The following is a 20334-nucleotide window of genomic DNA, read 5'->3' as shown; positions in this document are numbered from 1 at the left end:
AAGATTATGAAAGTTATGTTTAGGGCTCCGGCGACCCGGGGTAGGTCTTATTTCGACGTGAAAGCTACCTCCCTGGAGGTAATTATGTTGGAGAAGCAGCAGCTTAGCGCTGCCCAGATTGAGGAGCAGGCCGGTTTCGAGTTGCCCGACCGCGAGATGATGGCTCTGGTCAACATCCAGGTCTTCGACGTCCTCAACAACAACGAGGTCGTGGTGCAGGTGCCGATCGGCGTCGCGGCCAACGTCTGTGGCGTGGACGCCAACGTCCTCGCGCAGCAGAACGCGGACGCGCCCGTCGATTGCGACGCGACCGTCCAGCAGCTGCCGCGGGCTTTCCAGTAATCGGGGGCTCGACGCTCTCCGTAGCCCTTCGCTGAGCTTCGAGTAAGCGGCGAGGGTTGGCGGGCCGGGGTCACCCGGCCCGCCACTTTGGCGTCTGGGCGTCGGACCGATCTTGGCTCGACCGGAATCAGAATCGAATACTGCGCGGGAACGTCGGAGGCCTCAGGAGGTCGCTTCCGCGGCCCCCGAGCATCCCGTCCTCGCCGACGGCGTGGAGCTTATAGGCGAGATGGAGGAGTCCGGCTTCCGGGATCGTCAGTGGCTCGCCAGGCGTGGGGACCGCTTCGTCCAGCTCTCCGAGCTGCTCTACCGCGTCGCCGAAGAGGTCGACGGCGGGAGCACGCACGAGGAGATGGCCGAGCGGCTGACGCGTTCGACGGACTGGGCCTTCACCGCCGAGAACGTGCGCCAGATCGCGCAGAGCAAGCTCGTGCCGCTCGGGATTCTCGCTCCCGAGGACGGCGAGGCGCAGGGCGTGCGATCCGGCGGCAAGGGCGCCTCCCCGCTCGGGGTCAACGCGCGCAAGGAGCTTTTGGGGCCGGGAGTCATAGATCCCATCATGGGGGCGCTCCAGGGCCTCTTTCACCCTTTCGCCCTGGTGCCGATCCTCGCGGTCGCGGCGCTCGCGCAGGCGTGGGCGTTTCTCGCGCACGGCGTCGGGGGCGCGTTGCGAGAGGTGATCTACGCCCCCGGTCTTATCCTCGTCGTGCTCGGCATCCTGCTCGTCTCCGGCGTCGTCCACGAGTTCGGGCACGCGGCCGCGCTCAGATACGGGGGCGGCAAGGTGCGCGGGATGGGGGCGGGCCTCTACCTGGTCTACCCCGTGCTGTACACGGATACGACGGACGCCTACCGGCTCGGGCGCTGGGCCAAGGTTCGCACCGACCTCGGCGGCTTCTACTTCCACCTGATCTTCGCCCTCGGCCTCGTGTGCCTCTACTGGGCCACGGGCGGGGAGTTTCTGCTCCTCGCGGTCCTGATGATAGACATGGGCATCCTGTACCAGTGCCTCCCCTTCGTCCGCTTCGACGGCTACTGGGCGCTGGCCGACCTCACGGGCATCCCGGACTTCTTCTCCCAGATGGGCGCGTTCTTGAGGAGCGTGATACCCCTGAAGCGCTGGAGGGGCGCCAGGCTGCCGGAGCTCAAGCCATGGGTCAAGGCGGTCTTCGTCCTGTACGTCGCGACGACCATCCCGGTCCTCGCCCTGCTCCTGTACTTCCTGATCACGCGCCTCCCCGTCACCGTGGCCGTCGCTTGGCACTCTCTGACGCTCCTGGCGGGGGAGTTCTCGCTGGCGCTCGGCGTCGGCGACCTCGTGGGCATGGCGTCTTCCGGTCTACAAGCCCTTATCCTCTCGCTCCAGTTGCTGGGTATCGTGTACCTGCTGTACGCCCTGGGCCGTACGCTGACCGTGGTGTTGCTTCGGCGATTGGGGAGGCTACGCGACGGGACCGCGGTCGGGGCTCGGGCCGAGTGATCGCGTGTTCCGTCGTAGCGAGGCTACGCGAAGGAGACCACGGGACTGTAACTCATACGTCCAGGCGTGGGTCGTAAGAGAGAGGAGACGGGTCGGGCGCTTAAATTGACGTGAAAGCAGCTGAAGAGCGACAAAGCGCGCAGCTATGTCCGACCCGTCTTCGGTTAATTCTACGGCAAAAGGTGCGCCCCGGATCACCCCTGGCGCACCTTTTTCGGCGCGTCTATCGAAAATACAGAATTCTCTGTAGGTGCGGCTATGTGTTTTTGTAGAGTCGCCGCCCCTAGAAGAAGCGCTTCAAGAGGCCGATAGCGCCCTGCTTCCACGGCACCCGGTGGGAGACGCCGGAGGCGTTCTCGAAGCGCTTCCGGTTCTCCAGGTACCAGCGGAAGTTTCTGAGGAGGGCGTCCTTGTTCGAGAACTTCGGCGCGTACCCCAACTGCTTCTTCGCCTTCTCGATGGAGACGAAGGAGTCCTTGGAGGCCGTCTCGTAGACCCACTTGTAGAGCGGGGAGACCCCGAGCCGGTCGAGCACCCTGAGGCCCACGATCGCCGGAGCGGCCGGGAAGCCGACGACCTTCTTGCCGTGGCCGGCGTGGTCGAGGACGACCCCGTAGTCCTCCTTCATCGTCGTGAACTCCTCCGCCCCGATGTTGAAGGTGTCGTTGACCCGGTCCTCGGGGAGGGTGAGGGTGAGGTGGATGGCGTCGCACAGGTCCTCGACGTCGAGAAGCTGGTAGCGGTTGTTGCCGCTCCCGATCATCGGGAAGTTGTGCCCGGTGTACGCCCAGTCGTAGAGCAGCGCGAAGACCCCGAGCCTCTCCGGCCCGATAAACGACTTCGGACGGATGATCGGGACGACCATGCCGCGGGCGCGGTACTCCAGGCAGACCATCTCGGCCTGGATCTTGGCCTGCCCGTAAGGCCCCACGCCCTCGAGCTTGTCGTCCTCGTAGAGCGGGTGGTGGTCGGGGATGCCGTAGACGGCGGTCGACGAGATGTGTGCGACGCGCTTCACCCCGTGCCTCCGGGCCGTGTCCAGCACGTTCCTCGTCCCCTCGACGTCCGTGGTGTGGATGTCCTCGGCGGAGTAGAGCGGCAGGGCCGCCGCGGTGTGCACGACGAAGTCCACCCCCTCCATCGCCCGGTCGAGGGCCGCCTTGTCGCGGATGTCGCCCTTCGTGATCTCCACCCGGTCCCGTTCCGGGTAGTCGAACTCCTCGACGTCGAACGAGGCGCAGGCGAACCCCCGCGCCATGAGGTGGCGTATGAGGTTGATCCCCAGAAACCCGGCGCCGCCGGTTACGAGAACTTTCTGTCGGTCCATATGAGAGGAATCTCCTTAAGCGTAACAAGCCGTCGCAAGCGCGCAATTGTAGCATGCAAAACACGACGCTCGTTAAGCCTTGCTCGCGGTCTGGGCGAAGATCAGACGCCGCAGCCGCAGTCTTTGAGGAGCCGCGCCGCCTCCGCGCGGCTGCGGACGCCGAGGGTCTTGTAGGCGGCGCGCAGGTGCTGCTTCACGGTGGATTCCGAGAGGTAAAGCTCCCGGGCTATGCGGGCGTTGCCGGCGCCCTCGCACACGAACGAGAGGATCTCGCGCTGGCGGGGGGAGAGCGAGTCGGCGGGCGAGGCGCCATTGCCGAGGATGAGGTGCTCGAGCAAGCTCCTCGGCGCCGCCATCTTCCCCTCCTCGGCGACGTCGACGGCCCGCACGATCTGCTCGGGGCGCATCGCGGCGTGGATGTAGCCGCGCGCCCCGGCCTTGAGCGCGGACCAGGCGAGGGGCAGATCCAGGCCCAAGCTCATCACCAGTACCGGGGCGTCGGCGCCGAGCTTCTTGCGGGCCTGGTCGAGCTCCTCGGCGAGGCGTTGCGCATCCTCGGCGTAGACCACCAGCGCGGTGAACTCCTGCTCGGGGGCTTCCTCCCCGATGTACACCTTCGCCCTGCCCGATAGTATCCTCGCCAGACCCGCCGCCAACACCGGGGGAAGCGCGTCAGCGCGAGCCGCGGATGCCGCCTCGTATCTCTATTGTTCGTCCTCGACGGCCTCATACATACCTAGCCTCGCGAGCCCCAGACCGTTCATGCGCACCCTTTCTATCCACCCTATTCACCCCGAACATACCCGGAGATATCGTAACTAGCAACACTTTTGACGATCCGACCCCGCGACGCCCGCCGCCGGCGGAACGTCGCGGCGGGGAGTTTCGGTCCCCGCGGCCGTATCCTTGGGGCGTATCGCCCAGGACGTTCTCGGTAGTACCCGGGCGCATCCTCGGGCGCACGTCGGCGGGCGTCGTGTCGGACTAAGCCCCCTCGGGGGCATGCGTAGCACCCTCGGAAGCACCCGTGGCTAGCGTTAGGGCTCTTTCTCGGGCCGCGGGGCCCGTTCGGGTCCTATTGCTGTTAGTGTCGCGTCGAGAAGGTAGATACGGACCTTCATCCATGCATAACGTTGTTAGAGGAATCGGGATCGGTGGGTGGCAGAAGTGGGAGAGGTGCGAGCAAATCATGGTTGAGACCTTGACGGTGCGTCCACCGGTCGGATCGAGCGCCGGCCGGGGGAGCACGAGCCGGACCGGGAGTACCGGGGGCGGGGGACCGAGATGCAGGCCGTAACCGTGTTGGTAGTGCTCACCGTGTTGTACGTGTACGCGATGGCCGTGCTTTCGACGCGGTCGGTGGCGGCAGGCCGAGGGGGCTCTTGCGCGGAACCATTCTTCGTCCTGCTGGTGCCCGCGCTCAACGAGGAGGGGGTGATCGGGCGGACGCTCTCCAGCCTGCTCGGCCTCCGCGGGGATTTCGTGGTCCTGGTGATCGACGATGCCTCCGACGACGGCACGGTCGACGCCGTCGTCCCGTTCACCGCCGACCCCAGGGTCCGGCTCGTACGGCAGCCGCGGGAGCAGGCCAGGCGCGGCAAGGGCCACGCCCTGAACGCCGGCTGCGCCGCCGTGCGGCGGATGGACCTTCTTCGGGGGCGCGCCCCCGAGGACGTCGTAGTGGTCGTCTTCGACTCCGACGCGCGGGTGGAGCCGGACTTTCTGGAGAAGGTCGCCCCGTACTTCGCCGACGACGAGGTCGCGGGCGTGCAGTCCGCCGTCCGGATGTACAACGCCGATCATAACCTGTTGACGTTGTGGCAGCACCTGGAGTTCGCGGTCTGGGGCAGGATTATCTGCGGGGCCAAGGACCTGCTCGGCAGCGCCACGCTGGGCGGGAACGGCCAGTGCGTGCGGCTCGCCGACCTCTACGCCCTCGAGGACGTCCCCTGGAGGCCTTCCTCGCTCACCGAGGACCTGGACCTCAGCCTGCGGCTGCTGGCGAAGAGGCGGCGGTTGAGGTTCTGTGCGTCGGCCGCGGTCTTGCAGGAAGCCGTTCCGAAGCTGCGCTCGCTCGTTCGCCAGCGCGGCCGCTGGTTGCAGGGGCATCTGGCCTGCTGGCAGTACCTGCCCACGCTGCTCGGCAGCCGCCAACCCTTCCACACGCGGTTGGACCTCCTGATCTTCCTGCTGCTCCCCGTGGCGTTCCTGCCGATCGGCCTCGCCAGCATCGTCTCGTGGCTCTCCTTCTCGTTCGGCTCTTACAAAGGGGACGCACCGCACCTAGTCGCGTGGTACCTGCTGGCCTTCCCGATGGCCCCGCTGGTGATGGTGTCCTGGGGGCGGAGCGCCCGCCCGCCGCTGTGGCGCCTGCTCCTGCACGGGCACCTCTTCACCTTCTACTCCTTCGTGTGGTTCGCGGCCGGCGTGGTGGTTTATTGGCACGTGCTGCTCGGTCGCCGGGGCTGGGCCAAGACCAGCCGCGTCTCGCCCCGCCTCTTGCCCCCCGCCGAGCCGTGCCCCCAGACGCCCATCGTCGAGCTTCCGAGGTAGACGCCATGCCCAGAATCCTTGTCGTAGTAGGCACCCGCCCCGAGGCGATCAAGCTGGCGCCGGTCGTACTCGCCCTGCGCGCCCGCGGCGACGAGTTCGAGACGGTGTTGTGCAGCACGGGCCAGCACCGGGGGATGCTCGACGGCGCCCTGGAGGTCTTCGGCCTCGAGCCCGACGTCGACATGGACCTCATGTCCCACCGCCAGACGCTCCCCGACCTGACCACGCGCGCCCTCGCGGCGATGGACGCGGTGATAGGGCGCTTCCGCCCGGACCTCGTGGTGGTCCAGGGGGACACGACCTCGGCCATGGTGGGGGCGCTGGCCGCCTACTACCGCCTCACCCCGGTGGCGCACGTCGAGGCGGGGCTGCGCACGGACGACCTCTACGAGCCGTTCCCCGAAGAAGGAAACCGCCGTCTTATCGGCGTCCTGGCCGACCTGCACTTCGCCCCGACGCCGCACGCCGCCCGCTGCCTGGCGGACGCGGGGGTCCCGGAACGGCGGGTTCTGGTGACGGGCAACACCGTCATCGACGCCCTGCTCCACGTGCGCGAGAAGGACCGGCGCCCCCCGGTCTCGAAGCCCCCGCGCGAGCGTCGCCGCCACAGGCGCCGCCGCGTCCTGCTGACGATGCACCGTCGCGAGAACCGCGGCGCGCCGCTGGAAGCCGTGTGCTCCGCGGTCCTGCGGCTCGTCGAGCGCAACCCCGGGGCTGAGGTGGTCTTCCCCGTCCACGCCTCGCCCTACGTGCGCGAGCCCGTCGGTCGCATCTTGGGGGGGAACGCCAGGATCCGCCTGGAAGAGCCCGTGGGCTACCGGGACTTCGTCCGCCTGCTCGACTCCTGCCACCTCGTCCTGACAGACTCCGGCGGTCTCCAGGAGGAGGCCCCCGCCCTGGGCAAGCCGGTGCTGGTCTTGCGCGACAAGACGGAGCGCTCCGAGTCCGTGGAGGCCGGTACCTCACGCCTCGTGGGCACCGACGAGCGGGACGTGCTTCGCGCGGCCGAGACGCTGCTCCGCGACGGGCACGCCTACGGGGCGATGGCACGCGCCGCGAACCCGTACGGCGACGGCCGGGCAACCGCCCGCATCGTCGCCGCCCTGCGCCACCGCTTCGGGCTCTCCGCAGAGCTACCGGGGTCCTTCCTGCCGCGCGTCGCGTCGGGCGCGCTCGTGGCGGACGGGCCCGTGGAGGAGGTCGCATGAGCGCCGGTCGGCTTCGGGTCCTGCTGGTGGGCTTGCTGCTGCTCGTCGCCGGCCTGCCCTACCCCCGGGCAGCGGAAGGCGCCGAGGGCTCGCCCGAGCGAGGGGGCGAGGAGGGTCCGGCCCCTGGTGGCCCGAGCGTCCTGATCGTAAACCAGGAGTGGCCCGAGTGGCCGCAGGCGGACGACCAGATCGGGCCGCAGCTGGAGATGCTGCTGCGCCACTTCACGCCGCGCACCACGGTCGTCGACGCGGCGGAGTACTCGGAGGGGCAGCTCCGCTCCTACGATCGGGTGGCGGTCGTCGGCAACGATCCCACGTCGCCGCTGCCCGCCCCTCTGCTAGAGGATCTCGCACGCGCCGACCGCCCGGTGCTCTGGCTGGGGTACGGTCTCGACCGGCTCCCCAGGTCCCCCGCCTACGGCTTCCACCTCAAGCCCCCCGGCGCCGGCGACGCCCCACGCTGGGTCGAGTACCGCGGGGAGCGTTACGGGGCCGTGCTCGATGGCTACGAGCCCGTCGGGGTCGTGATCGATGAGCCCTCCGCGCGGGTGCTCGCGTCTTACGCGGGCTCCTCCCCCTCGCCCATCCCGTACGTGGTCAGGGGGGGCAACCTCTTCTACGTCAACGGGCTTCCGGCCACGAGCACCGACCACCCGGAGCCCGAGCTCGACGGGCTGCCGCTCGTGCTCGCCGACGTGCTGCACGAGTTCTTCGACACCCCCGTCAAGGAGGCGCGGCAGGCGCTGATACGGCTCGAGGACGTCTCCGTGCACGTGGACCCGCGGCGCATCATCGAGGCCACGGACTACCTCCACTCCCGGCGCATCCCGTTCTCGCTCGGCGTGATCCCCGCGCAGCGCTTCAAGGACGGGTCGGTGGTGGCGTTGAGCAAGAAACCCGAGTTCGTCCGCGCCCTGCGCTACGCCCAGGACCGCGGCGGGACGATAATCCTGCACGGGTACCACCACACCTTCGGCTCCGGCGAGGACTACGAGTACTGGGACGAGGTCAGGAACGCGCCCCTGAGGGGCGAGACCTGGGAGAAGTACGCCGCCAAGACGGAAGACGGCATCCGCATCCTCAGGGATCAAGGCCTCGAGCCGCGGTTCTGGGAGACCCCGCACTACGCCGGATCTCCGCTCGCCTACGAGGTCTTCTCCCGCTACTTCTCGCATGCCATCGAGAATCGCGCGCCCCTCGGTTGGCTGCCCTATCCCGCGGGTCCCGACCCTTACGGCCAGACCCTGATCCCGGAGAACCTGGGCTATATCAACCCCGAGCAGGGGTTCACCGTGGAAGCCCAGCTCCGCCGCGCCGAGGCCCTGCGCGTGGTGCGCGACGGCTGGGCCGTAGGCTTCTACCATCCGGCGAACATCCCGGTCTCCGAGCTCGAAGCGTTGGTCGAGGGCTTGCAGGAGCAGGGCTACGCCTTCGCCGACCTGCGGGCCATGCAGACCGAGGTCCGCTACGACTACCGGCCGGGACCCCTCGCCCGCGCGACGACCTGGCTGAAGATCGACGTGGGCCTGTACCTGTCGGCGTTGAACCTGAGCCTCGAACGCCGCTCGGCCTGGTGGCCGACCCTGCGGGCCTTGCCCTGGCTCACCGCGGTCATCGCGGTCATGATGGCGGCTTTCCTTCTGCGCCTGCCCGCACAGTGGCGCTCCGGATCCGCCGCAAGCAGCCTCGTCGAGGTCCCGCTCGAGGCCGGAGCCCGCGGGAGATCCCTCCGCCCTCCCATCCTGCTCGCGGCCCTGACGGCCGCCGTAGCGGTCGGCTTCTGGGCCTCGGGCGGGCGAGAGAACACCGTCTCCGCCAGCCCCGAGGACGGCCCTCTCGCCGGGTGGAGCGGCATGGACTGGACCGTCAAGTACGACGGCTACGGGAAGGTGGGCGTCGAGAACGGGGCTGCGGTCCTCGCCCCTAAGGCTGCGCGCAGGCCCGTCGAGACCCACGCGGCGCTCGCGCTCGCCGGGGACCCGGCCCTGCGCGACTACAGCTTCGAGGTGCGGATGAAGTTCGAAGATCAACTCCGCCGCAACTCCCCGCCGAACACCTGGGAGACGGGCTGGGTGTTCTTCCGCTACAAGGCCGAGGACCGCAGCTACTACCTCGTCCACAAGACCAACGGCCTGGAGCTCGGGAAGCTGGTCCCGCCCAAGGGGACCGGGCAGGTCTTCCTCGCAACCAAAGGCAGGCCACGCGCGGAGCCGGGGCGTTGGTACGACTACCGCATCGAGGTCCGCGGCCCGACCATCCGGGTCTACGTGGACGACGAGCTGCAGATCACCTTCACCGATCCCTACCCCATACGAAGCGGACGCGTGGGTCTGTACACCGAGGATGCTCGCGTCTTGTACCGCGATCCCACCGTGACCGGGCTGCCGCCCGCGCCCTGAGACATGTCCCGGCGAGCGAGCGCGGCCACCTCGCGGACGGGGTTAAAGCAAATCGTCGGAAGTGCCGATAAGTGTGGGCAAGGAACGTGATTCCGGCCCGCCGGGGCGTGCCGGCGAGGGGGTTTCGAGTTGTCGAGACGAGCACGATCGATGCCGGTCACGGCGCGGGTCCTTTGTTGTCAACAGAGCGAGCGGGGCGGTTTGGGGCGTGAGCATAAAGCAGACAGGGAAGCCGGCGAGGTTAGGTCCGTTCGAGTCCTTGAAGCGCGGTCTTAAACTACTGGCGAGGCGCGGCCAGCGCGTCTCGGAGGCGCGTTTTCGGACGGCGATCGAGCGCAGCCCGATGGGCATCCACGTTTTCGCGCCGGACGGACGGCCGCTCTTGAGCAACGCCGCCTGGTCGGAGCTGTGGGGGCTCCCGGGGGGCGAGGAGGCCGACGCCAACGTGTTCCGGGACGAGCACGTCCGGGCGTCGGGGCTCGTCCCTTACGTGGAGGAGGGGATGGGCGGCGAAGCCGTGACGACGCCGCCGCTCCTGTACGACCCGGAGGCCGTGGGACGCGAGGGCAGGAAGCGCTGGTTCGAGGCCTCGATCTACCCGGTGAAGGACGACGACGGGCGGGTGCTCGAGGTGGTCCTCCTCCTCGAGGACATCACCGAGCGCCGGGAGGTCCAGGACGAGCTGGAGAAGAGCGAGGAACGCCTGCGCTCGCTGGTGCGCAACGCGCCGGACATCATCACCGTCCTCGACGGCGACGGCACCATCCGCTACCAGAGCCCCGCGGTCGAGCGCATCCTGGGCTACGGGGCCGACGAACTGCTCGGCAAGGACATCTTCGACTACGTGCACCCGGAGGACCTCGGCTTCGTCGGGGCGACGTTCTCGGGCGGGTTCGACAGCCCCGGCGCCGTCAGCGGCCGCCTCGAGTACCGTCTGAGGCACAAGGACGGCTCCTGGCGACACCTCGAGGGATCTCGACCAACCTGCTCGACTCCCCCGGGGTGAACGGGATCGTCGTCAACTCCCGCGACCTCAGCGAGCGCAAGACCCTGGAGGAGCAGATCTTCCACCAGGCCTTCCACGACGGGCTGACCGGCCTCCCCAACCGCGCCCTCTTCCTGGACCGCCTGGGGCACGCCCTCGCCCGCCTCACGCGCAACGTCGAGCCGCTCGCGGTGCTCCTGATGGACCTGGACAACTTCAAGGTCGTCAACGACTCGATGGGCCCCGAGGCCGGCGACACGCTGCTCGCGGAGGTCGCGGCCAGGGTCAAGGACTGCGTCCGTCCCCAGGATACGGTCGCCCGCATGGGCGGGGACGAGTTCGCGGTGCTGCTGGAGGACGTGCAGGACCTCAAGGGCGCCGTGCGCGTGGCCGAGAGGGTGACCGAGGCTCTGGAGGCGCCGTTCCCCGTCGGCGGGCGCGAGCTGTTCGTGTCGTTGAGCATCGGCGTGGCCGTGGGCGCTACGGGGGGCGAGTCCTCCGTCGAGCTCTTGCGCGCGGCGGACCTCGCCCTGCGCGGGGCGAAGACGAGCGAGGGCGGGGCACGCTACCGGGTCTTCGAGGAGAGCATGGACGCCGGGGCCTTCGCGCGGCTGGAGACCGAGGACAACCTTCGGAGGGCCATCGCGCGCGAGGAGCTGCAGGTCCACTACCAGCCGAACGTCTCCGTCGAGACGGAGAAGATCGTCTTGATGGAGGCCTACGCGCGCTGGGAGCACCCGGAGCGGGGGACCCTGGAGGCGAAGGAGTTTCTCGCGGTGGCCGAGGAGACCAACCTGATAATCCCCCTCGGGGAGGGGGTGCTGCGCGAGGCCTGCCGCCAGGGCGCCGAGTGGCAGGGGCGCTACCCCGAGCGCGTAGCCCCGAAGATAAGCGTGAACGTCTCTCGCAGGCAGCTCGCCAACGGGCAGATCACCGCGACCGTCGCGGAGATCCTGCGTGAGACCGGTCTGCGGCCGGGCAACCTGTGGTTCGACGTCGCCGAGGGGATCGTGACGGAGGACGAGGAGATCTCGGGCAGGCTGCTCGCCCTCAGGGAGCTCGGGGTGCACGTCGCCGTGGACAACTTCGGGGTGGGCAGCTCCTCGCTCTCGCAGCTCAGGCGCTTCCCGGCCGACACCTTGAAGATCGACCGCGCCCTGATCTCCGGCATCGACGAGAACCCGCAGGACAGGGCGATCGTGGCGGCGGTCGTAGCCCTGGGTCGCGCCCTGGGACGCACGACCATCGCCTGCGGCGTCGAGACGGCCGAGCAGTTCGCCCACCTCAAAAACCTCGGCTGCGACCTCGCCCAGGGTACCTACTTCTCAAAGCCGCTCCCGGCCGACGTGGCGACGACGCTCCTCGACGTCGAGCTCGGCAAGTCGGATGCCGTGAGGCAGTAGGGCCGAGCCCTTACATGCCGCCGTTGCGGACGAGCCCCGCGGCCTCGGTCCTGTTCCGGACGCCGAGGAGCCTGTAGGCGGCGTAGAGGTGCTGCTTGACGGTGGACTCCGAGAGGAACAGCTTGTGGGCGATCTGGGCGTTGGTCAGCCCATCGGCGACGAGGCCCAGGATCTCGCGCCGGCGGGCGGAGAGGGTGTCGGGACAGTGGTGCACGGCGTTCTCGACCACGTACTCGAGCAACTTCCTCGGGGCCACGACCTCGCCCCCTTCGGCCGCGAGGATGGCGCGGAGGATCTGGTCGGGCTGCATGCCGGCGTGCAGGTAGCCGCGGGCCCCGAGCCGTAGGGCGTTCCAGGCCAGCGGCAGGTCCATGTACGGGTTGAAGACGAGGATGCCGGCCTCCCGCTCGTGCAGACGCACGTGCCCGATGCTCTCCGGGAGCTGCTCCGCGTCCGCGCAGCACAAGACCACCGACGTGGGACGGGGCTCGGGCGGGGGACCGCCCCACCCGAAGTAGACCGGAACCTCCTCCGAGAGGTTGCGCGCCAGACCCACCCCCATCACGGTCTCGGCGGGATCGCAGACCCACACCGGTCCCGTGCCCTCGCATACCCCACGAGCCCGCGTAGCGGCGGCTCCTGTCTCTAACCTCATCTTCCTCTCCCTCGCTTACTCCCTGCTCCGCGCGCCAGCCCGTCGCAACGCGCAGTGCACCACCGGTTCCCACCGTCCTCCTAATACTGTGGTGCTAGCCGCCCCGCCACATCACTCAAATGTACTATCTTTTACACCAAGCCCTAGCCGTCGCCCCGATCACGCCTCCCCCGGTATTAGAACTTCCGTAACAAAAAAGTACCCAAACGCGCCACGCAGCGCTTCGGCGTCTTCCGGCCTTATCGCACGAATGCTAACAATATGACGAAAGATACAAGCGATGGAGGTGCGGCCTGAGCGAACGAGGAGCGAGAAGCTTGCAAAGGCTACGAGGAGCGTTACGTCGAGATGTCCATTCGTAAGGAGGTACGCAGCATGTCGAGAAGCACCGAGCGAGGTTTCGGCATGAGTGGCGTAGGACCGAGGCAGGCGCACGCCCTCGCGCTGGCGCTGGCGCTCGCGGCGATGATGAGCTTCCTGATCTGGGGAGGAACGGCCCAGGCCCAGAGCGGCCCCGGCGGTAGCGGCTCGGACGGAAGCGCGATGGACAACAGCGGTTCCGGCTCCGGCGGGAGCGGCGGAGACGATAGCGGCCCCGCAGGCAGCTTGAGCAGCGGTGGATCCGGCTCCGGTAGCGGCGGTTCGGGCGGCTCAGGCGGTGGCGGAGCCGACAACGGCGGCTCCGGCGGCGGAAACAACGTTCAGCTCCCCTGCGACGGGGACAACAGCGGCTCCTACCGCGACGTGGAGTGCGTCAACGGACAGCCCGCGCCCACCGAAGACGGCATAGGAGACTTCAACGAGCACCGGGATCACTTCTGCCCCAACCCCAACGTCGCGGCCTGCAACCAGGCACCCGTCGACCCGGTGGACCCGGTAGACCCCGTCGATCCGGTGGATCCCGTCGACCCGGTGGATCCCGTCGATCCGGTAGACCCCGTGGATCCGAACAACCCCAACAATCCCGTCGACCCGAACAACCCGGTGGATCCCAACGACCCGAACAACCCGCCGGACATCGTCGACCGTCCGCCGGGTGTAGTGTTCGACGACGATCCCGACGTCGTGTTCGAGGATGATCCCGACGTCGTGTTCGGCACGCCGGCCGCCGCGATCAGCACGCCAGCGGTCGTGAGCCTGGGCGAGGCCGCCCTCACGGAGGCCGCGGCTCAGACCCCGGCTGCGGCGGCGCCCGCGGCGGCGCAGTCGGCCGGTGCGCCTGCCGGCGCTGCTGCTGCTCCTTCCGGTGGCGGAGCTACGCCTTCCGACGGCGAAGCTCCCGTCACGGTGCTCCCGAGCACCGGAGGCCCCGCGCTCCTGGCGCCCATCACCGGTCTGTTCCTGGTTGTCTCCGGCGCCCTCGGGTTGCTCTCCAGGAGGATCTACTCCTAGGCGGCTGCCCCGTGGTCCGATCGACCTCCGAAGGCCCCTCCGCGAGGAGGGGCCTTCTCGCGTGCCCGTGGCGGAGACCGAGGACGATCGGCCCTTGTGGGTAGGCCGGCGCTACTGTTGCTGGCCCTGGCGGACGATCTCCTCCAGCTCGCCCTGCAAGGCACCGAGCGCCTCCTCCGGCGCCACCTCGCCCTTCAGCGACCGGACAAACTGCGTGCCCATCTTCAGGGACATGTCCGAGTAGTAGGGCGAGATCGGGCGCGGCCGGGTGTTCTGGATCGCCTCCCGGCCGAGCTCGGCCACCCGGACCCCCTCCAGGACCTCCCCGTCCTCGTAGAGCTCCTCGCGCGTCGGGAGCACCGAGCCTTCTATCGAGCGGGTCTTCTGCTGCTCGGGGGCGCTCATGAATGTTATGAACTCGTAGGCGGCGTCGGCCTTCTCTGAGTTGGCGTTGAGGAAGAAGTTCCAGCCGCCCAGCGAGCTGTAGCTCTGGAGGCCCTCTGCGGCCACGGGAAGCGCCGCGATGCCGATCTGACCCGGGTCTATGTTCGACTCCGCCGGGTCGGAGGCGAGGGCGTACATCCGGGGTACGTTCCTCATAAAGACCGCGTCGCCGCTCAGAAAGATCGTCGCCGACTCCTGCTCCTTGTACTGCGAGACCCCCTGCGGGGCGACGCCGTCGGCGAGCATGCTCCGCTCTATCTGAAGCCCCCTGCGCGCCTCGGGGCTGTCTATTATGACCGTCTCTCCGTCGAGGACGTCCCCGCCGGAGGTCCATATGTACTCCAGCGCGTTCACGACCCCGCCCTCGTAGTCCGCCCCCTGGAAGACGTAGCCGTACCTCGTCCCGGAGTCCTGCCTGACCCGCTCGGACATCTCCTTGAGCTCGTCCCACGTCCTCGGGGGCTCCGAGAAGCCGCTCGCTTCGAGGAGGTCCTGGCGGTAGTACAGCATGCCTGCATCCGTGTACCAGGGGACGCCGAAGACCTTGCCCTTGTAGGTGTTCGCCTCGATGGTGGCGGGGAGGAAGGCCGCGCGCTCCGACTCGGGGAAGCGGTCGGAGAGGTCGGCGATGTAGCCGTTGGCCGCAAACTGGGCCGGCCAGATCACGTCCCCCCCGATCACGTCTATGCTCGTCTCCCCGGACTGGAACTCGGTGTTGAGCTGGTCGAAGTGCTGCCCGGAGTCGGCGGGCATCTCCCGCCAGCTTACCCGGATGCCGCCCTCGTTCTCCTCGTTGAACCGGTCTATGAGCCCCTGGACGCTGCCGGTCGGGTCCGGGAAGAACGAGAAGACGATCTCGTCTCCCCCCGCGCCGCCACCGCCCCCGCCGCAGCCCGCGACCCCGAGGAGGGCCGCGCCCGCGAGGCCCGCGCCGCCGAGCTTGATGAACTCACGACGGCCTATCTTCTTTCCTGCGTGTGGCCCAAGACGCCCGTTACCCCGACCGGAGTGCATCGCGCACACGATTCGTCCCCCTCTGCTCCTGTCGTGCATCTTCCCCGTCAGGGAGTATACGTCAGGTAAGCTCTCAGGCGCTCGAAGCATTCCGCCAGCAGCGGCAGCTTTACGTGCTCGGCCCTCTGGTGCGCCTGGGATGGGCTGCCGGGGCCGAAGTTGGCGGCGGCCACCCCCTCCCGGCCGAAACGGGCGACGTCCGTCCAGGCCTGCTTCGGCCGCACCTCCAGGGCGGGCAAGTCGCCGCCCCCCGCGATAAAGGCTTGCAGCAGGGGGTGCCCCAGCTCCGCCGAGCCGCTCGGCGCGAAGTCCACGACCTCGAACGAGGCGTTCGAGCCCCTCAGGAGCCCCTCGAAGACGGCCTCCACGTGGTCCCTACCCCGCCCGGGGGCGAAGCGGTGGTTGACGTTGATCCAGAGCTCGTCGGGGACGACGTTCTTGGCGCTCCCGCCCCGCGCCATCGTCGGGACGACCACCTCGTAGAACGCAAGCCCGTCGACCACGACCTCTTCGGCCGGGCGCTCGTGGAGCGCCGCGAGAAACGCGCCGGCCGCCGTGAGCGCGTTCTCCCCCTGCCACGGCCGCGCCGAGTGCGAGGGCGTCCCGTGGAAGGTCACCTCGATCTGGGCCGTGCCGATGCAGCCGGCCTCCAGGGCGTTCTCCGTGGGCTCCAGAATGATGGCGAGCTCCGCGTCCGTCACCCACGGGCATTCCTCGAAGACGGCCTCGAGGCCGTTCTCGGCGTAAGGACCCTCCTCGTGCTCGTAGAACACGAAGACCGGCTCCGCCCAGGAGGCGCCCCAGTCGAAACCCTCGAGCAGCGCGAGCATCACCGCGTCACCGGCCTTCATGTCCGAAGCCCCCCGGCCGTAGACGAGTTCCCCTTCCTCGCGCACCTCGATGCCCCCCTCGGGCTCCGGCACCGTGTCCAGGTGCCCGGCGAAGACCAGCCGTTCGCGCGAGACGTCCGGGCTCGTGCGGCTCAGGATCAAGTTGTTCTCGACCCTCTCGGCCCGCCAGCCGGGCAGCCCCCCGACGCGCGCCTCCAGGTCGTCGCAGAGCGTCTTCTCGTTCCCGATCACGCTGGGGCGCTCAAGGAAGAACAGGAGGGCTTCGAGCATCCTCTCCTCGATGGAACCCTCCCTCACACGCTCACCCCGAACTGCCTGAGCGCCTCGTTCAGCGAGGTCTTCTGGTCCGTAGACGCCTTGCGCTGACCGATGATCAGGGCGGTCTGGAGATTGTAGGAGCCGGCCGGGAACTCCTTCGTGCGGGTGCCGGCGACGACGACGGAGCGGGCGGGGACGCGGCCCCTGTAGACGACCTCCTCGTCGCCGGTGACGTCGACGATCTGGGTCGAGGCCGTGAGGACCACGTTCGCCCCGAGGACCGCCTCCTCCTCGACCCGTACCCCCTCGACGACGATGGCGCGCGAGCCGACGAACGCCCCGTCCTCGATTACGACCGGCATCGCCCCCGGCGGCTCCAGGACGCCGCCGATCCCCACACCGCCGGCGAGGTGGACGTTCCGCCCGATCTGGGCCCCCGAGCCGACCGTGGCCCAGGTGTCGACCATCGTCCCGCTGCCGACGCGCGCCCCGATGTTCACGTACCCCGGCATGACCACGACGCCCGGCTCGACAAAGGCCCCGTAGCGGACGGTCCCGGGCGGGACCACGCGCACGCCCGCCGCGGCGAGGTTCTTCTTCGTCGGGATCTTGTCGTGGTACTCGAACGGGCCGGCCTCGATCGTCTCCATCTTCGCGACGGTGAAGTAGAGCGAGATCGCCTTCATCACCCACGCGTTGGAGCGCCACTCGCCGTCCTCGCCCTTCTCCGCCACCCGGAGCTCCCCCGAGTCGAGCGCGGCGATGGTGTCGAGGACCGCTCGCTCGTACTCCTCGCCGTCGAGCAGCCCACGGTTCTCGAACGCCTTCTCTATGAGATCCTTCATGCCATACCCCCCGATTCGAAGAGAGCTACGTGTCGAACCGCGCCAGTTTAGCAGGACGACCCGCCTGTCCCCTCAGTCCCACTCGTAGCCGAAACGCTCCATGAGCGGCGCAAGCTCCTCCCTTGCAAGCTCCCGCTCTTCCTCGTCCCAGGCCACCCGCCAGGCCCCGCCGCCGGGGTCCGCGATGTGGTCCCAGTGCACGAGATGGCGGGGGTCGGTGCCGCCCGCGGCCAGCCTTCCGGTGACGGCGCGCTGGGCGGCTAACCCCGCCGCCTCCGCCGCCTCTCCCGCCGCCTCGGGGGCCCACGGCAGGCCGAGACCGTGGGACATATCTTCCAGAGAGCCTGCGGCATCCCCCACCAGATCCTCGTAGCGCTGCACCAGAGCGCCGAGGGCTAGCCAGACCTCCATGTGCGCCAGGTTCTCCCGCCATTGCGAGCTCTCGAAAAGCTCCGCGAGAGGACGGCCGAACTTTCGGGACATCGAGTAGGCGACGTCGCGCCAGTCGCGCACGGAGTAGACCGGAGCGATCAGACCGCGCTCGGCCAGCTCGGACCAGACGCGCTCGGCCCCGCCGAAGTCCTGAAAGCCGCCCACCGCGTGATGGCTCTTGGCGACGGCCAGCCCCATCGCGCCCACGATGCCCCAGAGCCCGCGCCAGAGGCGAGCCGCCTCCGGCGGGTCGAGCAGGCCGATCCTGCGCCCCCCGTTGACGCGCTCGACGTACTCGCCGATAAGGTTGTATTGAAGCGTCGAGCCCGAACGGTAGCCCCCGCAGGCGAGCACGAGCCGCCCCTGCTCGCGCACGACCCCGGCGGTCGTACGGGCGCTGCCCTGCTCCACCTACCGAACACGCCCTACGACGAGCGCAGGGTTGCCCACCGGAGATCCGAAGCAAAAACCACTCGCAGACACAAATACTCTCGATACCTTCTCAAGCTTGGCAGTCATGCCGTCCGTTATACCCGGCGCGTCCCCCGTTCCCTCGGTAGAAGGACTACGTCCTCTGAAAACCAGGCTTCGGAAACACGACAAAAGGAGGGGGCCCGACATGAAGTCGGGCCCCCTCCTACCAGCACCTCTTCGAGCGGGGCCGCGCTAGCGGGTCATGCGGAAGGCCGCGAGACCGGCGGCTGCCAGCACCAGCCCGGCGAGGGGGAGAAGGAGCGCGAGGCCACCCGTGGTGGGGAGTGCCTTCGCCGCGACGGAGAGGATGCCGGGCTCTTCGGCCGCGTCGCCGGACGGGCCGGCGGGCGTCTCCTCGGAGGCGAGCTCGATGGCGACGGTCTCTTCCGCTACCTCGTCCTGGATGGTGGTCGTCTCGGGGGCCTCCACGGGCGCGACTTCCTCGCCTCCGTCCACCGTAACCTCGACCGGGCTCGGGGAGCCGGTGGGCACGGCCTCCTCGCCGGCGCTGACTTCCTCGCCGCTCTCGACCCCGGCCCGCTCGATGCTCTGCACCTGCAGGTAGCTTCCGCCCCCGGGGACGAGCACGAACTGGCCGGTGACGCTTACCGTCTCCCCCTCGAAGGCGGCGAAGTCGAAGTCTCCCTCCATGTAGTGGCCCTCCTCGGGGGAGACGGAGAGCCCGTAGACCGGAGTACCGTCGGCCTTGTCGTCCAGGTACTCGACCACGCCGGTACCGGCGAACTCTTCCCCGAAGGCCTCCTGCGGCTCGTACTGCGCCTCCGCGGCCGTCTCCTCCGCGAGGGGCTCGACCGAGTCGACGAGGATTACGGCGCCCTCGAGGTGGCCGAGCTCTCCGTGCAGGGAGACCTTCTGGCCCTCGAACGAGGCGAGGTCGACCCCCTCGCCCTCCTCGACGTGGTAGAAGCCGCCCGCCGTCTCGTCCTCCATCTGCCACGTGGGGGTGCCGTCCAGTTTCTCGACGCCGGGCTCGAGCAGGCCCGTGATCGTGGCGCCCTCGCCCGTCCACTGAACCGGCTGCGGGCCGACTACGCCCTCCTGACCGCCGTGCGCGAGCGCCATCGGCGCCGCTACCGCGAGTACCATCGCCACCAGCGCCGCCAGAACAAAGAACCTCTTCGCCATACCCGCCCACCTTCTCCGGTCTACGGCGCCCCGCGGCGCCCATGATGGGCATCATGAGAGGAACGGATTACATCCCGGTTACAGCTCGTGCGGTTTTTCGGTAACGGTTTGTGTAATCTCGGGGCGCTTCAGCGGAGCAGCCCCTCCCAGCGCTCGATCGCCTCCCTGCACGCCTCCAGCCTGGGGACGAGGGCGACGCGGAAGTAGCCCCCGCCGCCGGGCCCGAACGAGGAGCCGGGCGCGACGAGTATCCCTTCTTCGAGGAGCCTGAGGGCGTAGGCCTCGTCGTCCCCGCCGTACTCGTCCGGCACCCTGGCCCACAGGTAGAGGCTCGCGTTGGTCTGCATCCATCGCAGGCCCGCCCGTTCGAAGAAGCCCGTGAAGAGGTTCCGCTTCTCGGTGAAGACTCGGTTGCGCGCCTCGACGTGGGCGTCGTCGCCCCACGCGGCGGTCGCGGCGGCGTACACGAAGCCCGGGCTCGCGGTCCCGATGGAGGGGCGCATCCTCTTCAGGGCGGCTACGAGCTCCTCGTCCCCGGCCATCATCGCCGAGCGGTAGCCCGTCATGCCGCTGCGCTTGCTGAGGGAGACGAAGGCGAGGGTCCGCTCCTTCGTGACCTCGAGGATGGAGGGCGGCGCCTCGCCGGAGTAGACGTCGTTGTAGCACTCGTCCGAGAAGAGCAGGATGTCGTGCTCGCGGCAGAAGGCGGCGAGCTCCTCCAGGTACGAGAGGCTCGCCACGGCGCCGGTCGGGTTGTGGGGGTAGTTGATCCAGACCGCCCGAGTCTTCCCCGGGTCGATCTCGCGGATGGGCAGCAGGAACCCGTCCTTCTCCTCGAGCTCCACCGGGAGCGTCTCGCCCCCGGCGAAGAGCGTCCCGCGCTCGTAGACGGGGTAGCCGGGCGTGCCGTATGCGACGCCGCGCCTCTCGTGCGACGGGTGCAGGAAGGCGAGGGGCGCGTGGAAGACCGCCTCCTTCGAGCCCGAGGCCGGGATGACCTCCCTGTCCGGGTCGAGCCCGACGCCGAAGCGGCGCTCCATGTAGCCGACAAAGGCCTCGCGCAGGGCCTTCGTGCCCCCGGCGCTCGGGTACTGGCTGACCTCGGGGACGCCTTCGATAAGGGCGC

General features: G+C 68.8%; 17 protein-coding genes. 8 read left to right on the top strand and 9 right to left on the bottom strand.

The window, feature by feature from the left end; translation table 11 throughout:
• Nucleotides 1-84: 84 nt before the first annotated feature.
• Both GBA65_RS21115 and GBA65_RS21110 read left to right on the top strand, forming a co-directional pair.
• Nucleotides 85-342 carry a hypothetical protein gene (locus GBA65_RS21115; protein ID WP_166398212.1) on the top strand — a complete coding sequence of 86 codons (258 nt, stop codon included), beginning with the start codon at nucleotides 85-87 and terminating at the stop codon, nucleotides 340-342.
• A gap of 211 nt (nucleotides 343-553) precedes the next feature.
• Entirely contained in the window at nucleotides 554-1822 is a 1269-nt protein-coding gene (locus GBA65_RS21110) for a zinc metalloprotease (RefSeq protein ID WP_166398211.1), read from the top strand.
• A 283-nt stretch (nucleotides 1823-2105) separates the two neighbouring features.
• Here GBA65_RS21110 and GBA65_RS21105 read toward each other — a convergent pair whose 3' ends face one another.
• Nucleotides 2106-3149 (bottom strand): NAD-dependent epimerase/dehydratase family protein, encoded by a 1044-nt coding sequence (locus GBA65_RS21105; protein WP_166398210.1) that lies wholly within the window; start codon nucleotides 3147-3149, stop codon nucleotides 2106-2108.
• 101 nt (nucleotides 3150-3250) lie between these two features.
• Nucleotides 3251-3808 carry a LuxR C-terminal-related transcriptional regulator gene (locus GBA65_RS21100; protein ID WP_166398209.1) on the bottom strand — a complete coding sequence of 186 codons (558 nt, stop codon included), beginning with the start codon at nucleotides 3806-3808 and terminating at the stop codon, nucleotides 3251-3253.
• 625 nt (nucleotides 3809-4433) lie between these two features.
• Between GBA65_RS21100 and GBA65_RS21095 the strand changes: the two genes are divergently transcribed.
• The 5 genes from GBA65_RS21095 to GBA65_RS21075 all read left to right on the top strand — a co-directional run bounded on the left by GBA65_RS21095 (nucleotide 4434) and on the right by GBA65_RS21075 (nucleotide 11697).
• Entirely contained in the window at nucleotides 4434-5702 is a 1269-nt protein-coding gene (locus GBA65_RS21095) for a glycosyltransferase (protein ID WP_166398208.1), read from the top strand.
• Nucleotides 5703-5707: 5 nt separating this feature from the next.
• Nucleotides 5708-6910 carry a non-hydrolyzing UDP-N-acetylglucosamine 2-epimerase gene (gene wecB / locus GBA65_RS21090; protein ID WP_166398207.1) on the top strand — a complete coding sequence of 401 codons (1203 nt, stop codon included), beginning with the start codon at nucleotides 5708-5710 and terminating at the stop codon, nucleotides 6908-6910.
• The gene (locus GBA65_RS21085) at nucleotides 6907-9309 is read left to right on the top strand and encodes a DUF2334 domain-containing protein (protein WP_166398206.1); all 2403 of its coding nucleotides are present in this window, start codon (nucleotides 6907-6909) and stop codon (nucleotides 9307-9309) included. The genes wecB and GBA65_RS21085 overlap by 4 nt, the downstream gene beginning before the upstream one ends.
• Before the next feature lie 208 nt (nucleotides 9310-9517).
• Nucleotides 9518-10315: a PAS domain-containing protein gene (locus GBA65_RS21080; protein ID WP_166398205.1), complete on the top strand. Its 798-nt coding sequence runs from the start codon at nucleotides 9518-9520 to the stop codon at nucleotides 10313-10315.
• The gene (locus tag GBA65_RS21075; protein ID WP_166398204.1) at nucleotides 10312-11697 is read left to right on the top strand and encodes a putative bifunctional diguanylate cyclase/phosphodiesterase; all 1386 of its coding nucleotides are present in this window, start codon (nucleotides 10312-10314) and stop codon (nucleotides 11695-11697) included. Before GBA65_RS21080 ends, GBA65_RS21075 begins: the two co-directional genes overlap by 4 nt.
• 10 nt (nucleotides 11698-11707) lie before the next feature.
• Here the strand turns inward: GBA65_RS21075 and GBA65_RS21070 are convergent, their stop codons facing one another.
• On the bottom strand, nucleotides 11708-12289 hold the full coding sequence (locus tag GBA65_RS21070; protein ID WP_207956008.1) for a LuxR family transcriptional regulator: 582 nt from the start codon (nucleotides 12287-12289) through the stop codon (nucleotides 11708-11710).
• Nucleotides 12290-12727: 438 nt separating this feature from the next.
• Here GBA65_RS21070 and GBA65_RS24805 point away from each other — a divergent pair, with 438 nt between their 5' ends.
• A complete protein-coding gene (locus tag GBA65_RS24805; RefSeq protein ID WP_228281542.1) occupies nucleotides 12728-13744 on the top strand; it encodes a hypothetical protein in 1017 nt (338 codons plus the stop codon).
• Between the two features lie 111 nt (nucleotides 13745-13855).
• On the opposite strand, the gene GBA65_RS21055 is transcribed toward GBA65_RS24805, so the two are convergent.
• The 6 genes from GBA65_RS21055 to dapC form a co-directional block, all read right to left on the bottom strand.
• On the bottom strand, nucleotides 13856-15202 hold the full coding sequence (locus tag GBA65_RS21055) for an ABC transporter substrate-binding protein (protein WP_166398647.1): 1347 nt from the start codon (nucleotides 15200-15202) through the stop codon (nucleotides 13856-13858).
• Nucleotides 15203-15249: 47 nt separating this feature from the next.
• Entirely contained in the window at nucleotides 15250-16350 is a 1101-nt protein-coding gene (gene dapE / locus GBA65_RS21050) for a succinyl-diaminopimelate desuccinylase (protein ID WP_166398201.1), read from the bottom strand.
• Entirely contained in the window at nucleotides 16347-17156 is an 810-nt protein-coding gene (locus GBA65_RS21045) for a 2,3,4,5-tetrahydropyridine-2,6-dicarboxylate N-succinyltransferase (protein ID WP_166398200.1), read from the bottom strand. The genes dapE and GBA65_RS21045 overlap by 4 nt, the downstream gene beginning before the upstream one ends.
• A gap of 72 nt (nucleotides 17157-17228) precedes the next feature.
• Nucleotides 17229-17999 (bottom strand): sulfotransferase, encoded by a 771-nt coding sequence (locus tag GBA65_RS21040; protein ID WP_166398199.1) that lies wholly within the window; start codon nucleotides 17997-17999, stop codon nucleotides 17229-17231.
• Nucleotides 18000-18254: 255 nt separating this feature from the next.
• A complete protein-coding gene (locus GBA65_RS21035) occupies nucleotides 18255-19208 on the bottom strand; it encodes a hypothetical protein (protein WP_166398198.1) in 954 nt (317 codons plus the stop codon).
• Between the two features lie 128 nt (nucleotides 19209-19336).
• A complete protein-coding gene (gene dapC, locus GBA65_RS21030; RefSeq protein WP_407691124.1) occupies nucleotides 19337-20326 on the bottom strand; it encodes a succinyldiaminopimelate transaminase in 990 nt (329 codons plus the stop codon).
• Nucleotides 20327-20334: the final 8 nt, after the last annotated feature.

It is taken from the genome of Rubrobacter marinus (assembly GCF_011492965.1).
GTDB lineage: Bacteria > Actinomycetota > Rubrobacteria > Rubrobacterales > Rubrobacteraceae > Rubrobacter_F > Rubrobacter_F marinus.
Note: the sequence above shows the minus strand (reverse complement) of the source record. Positions and strands in the feature narration are given on the sequence as shown.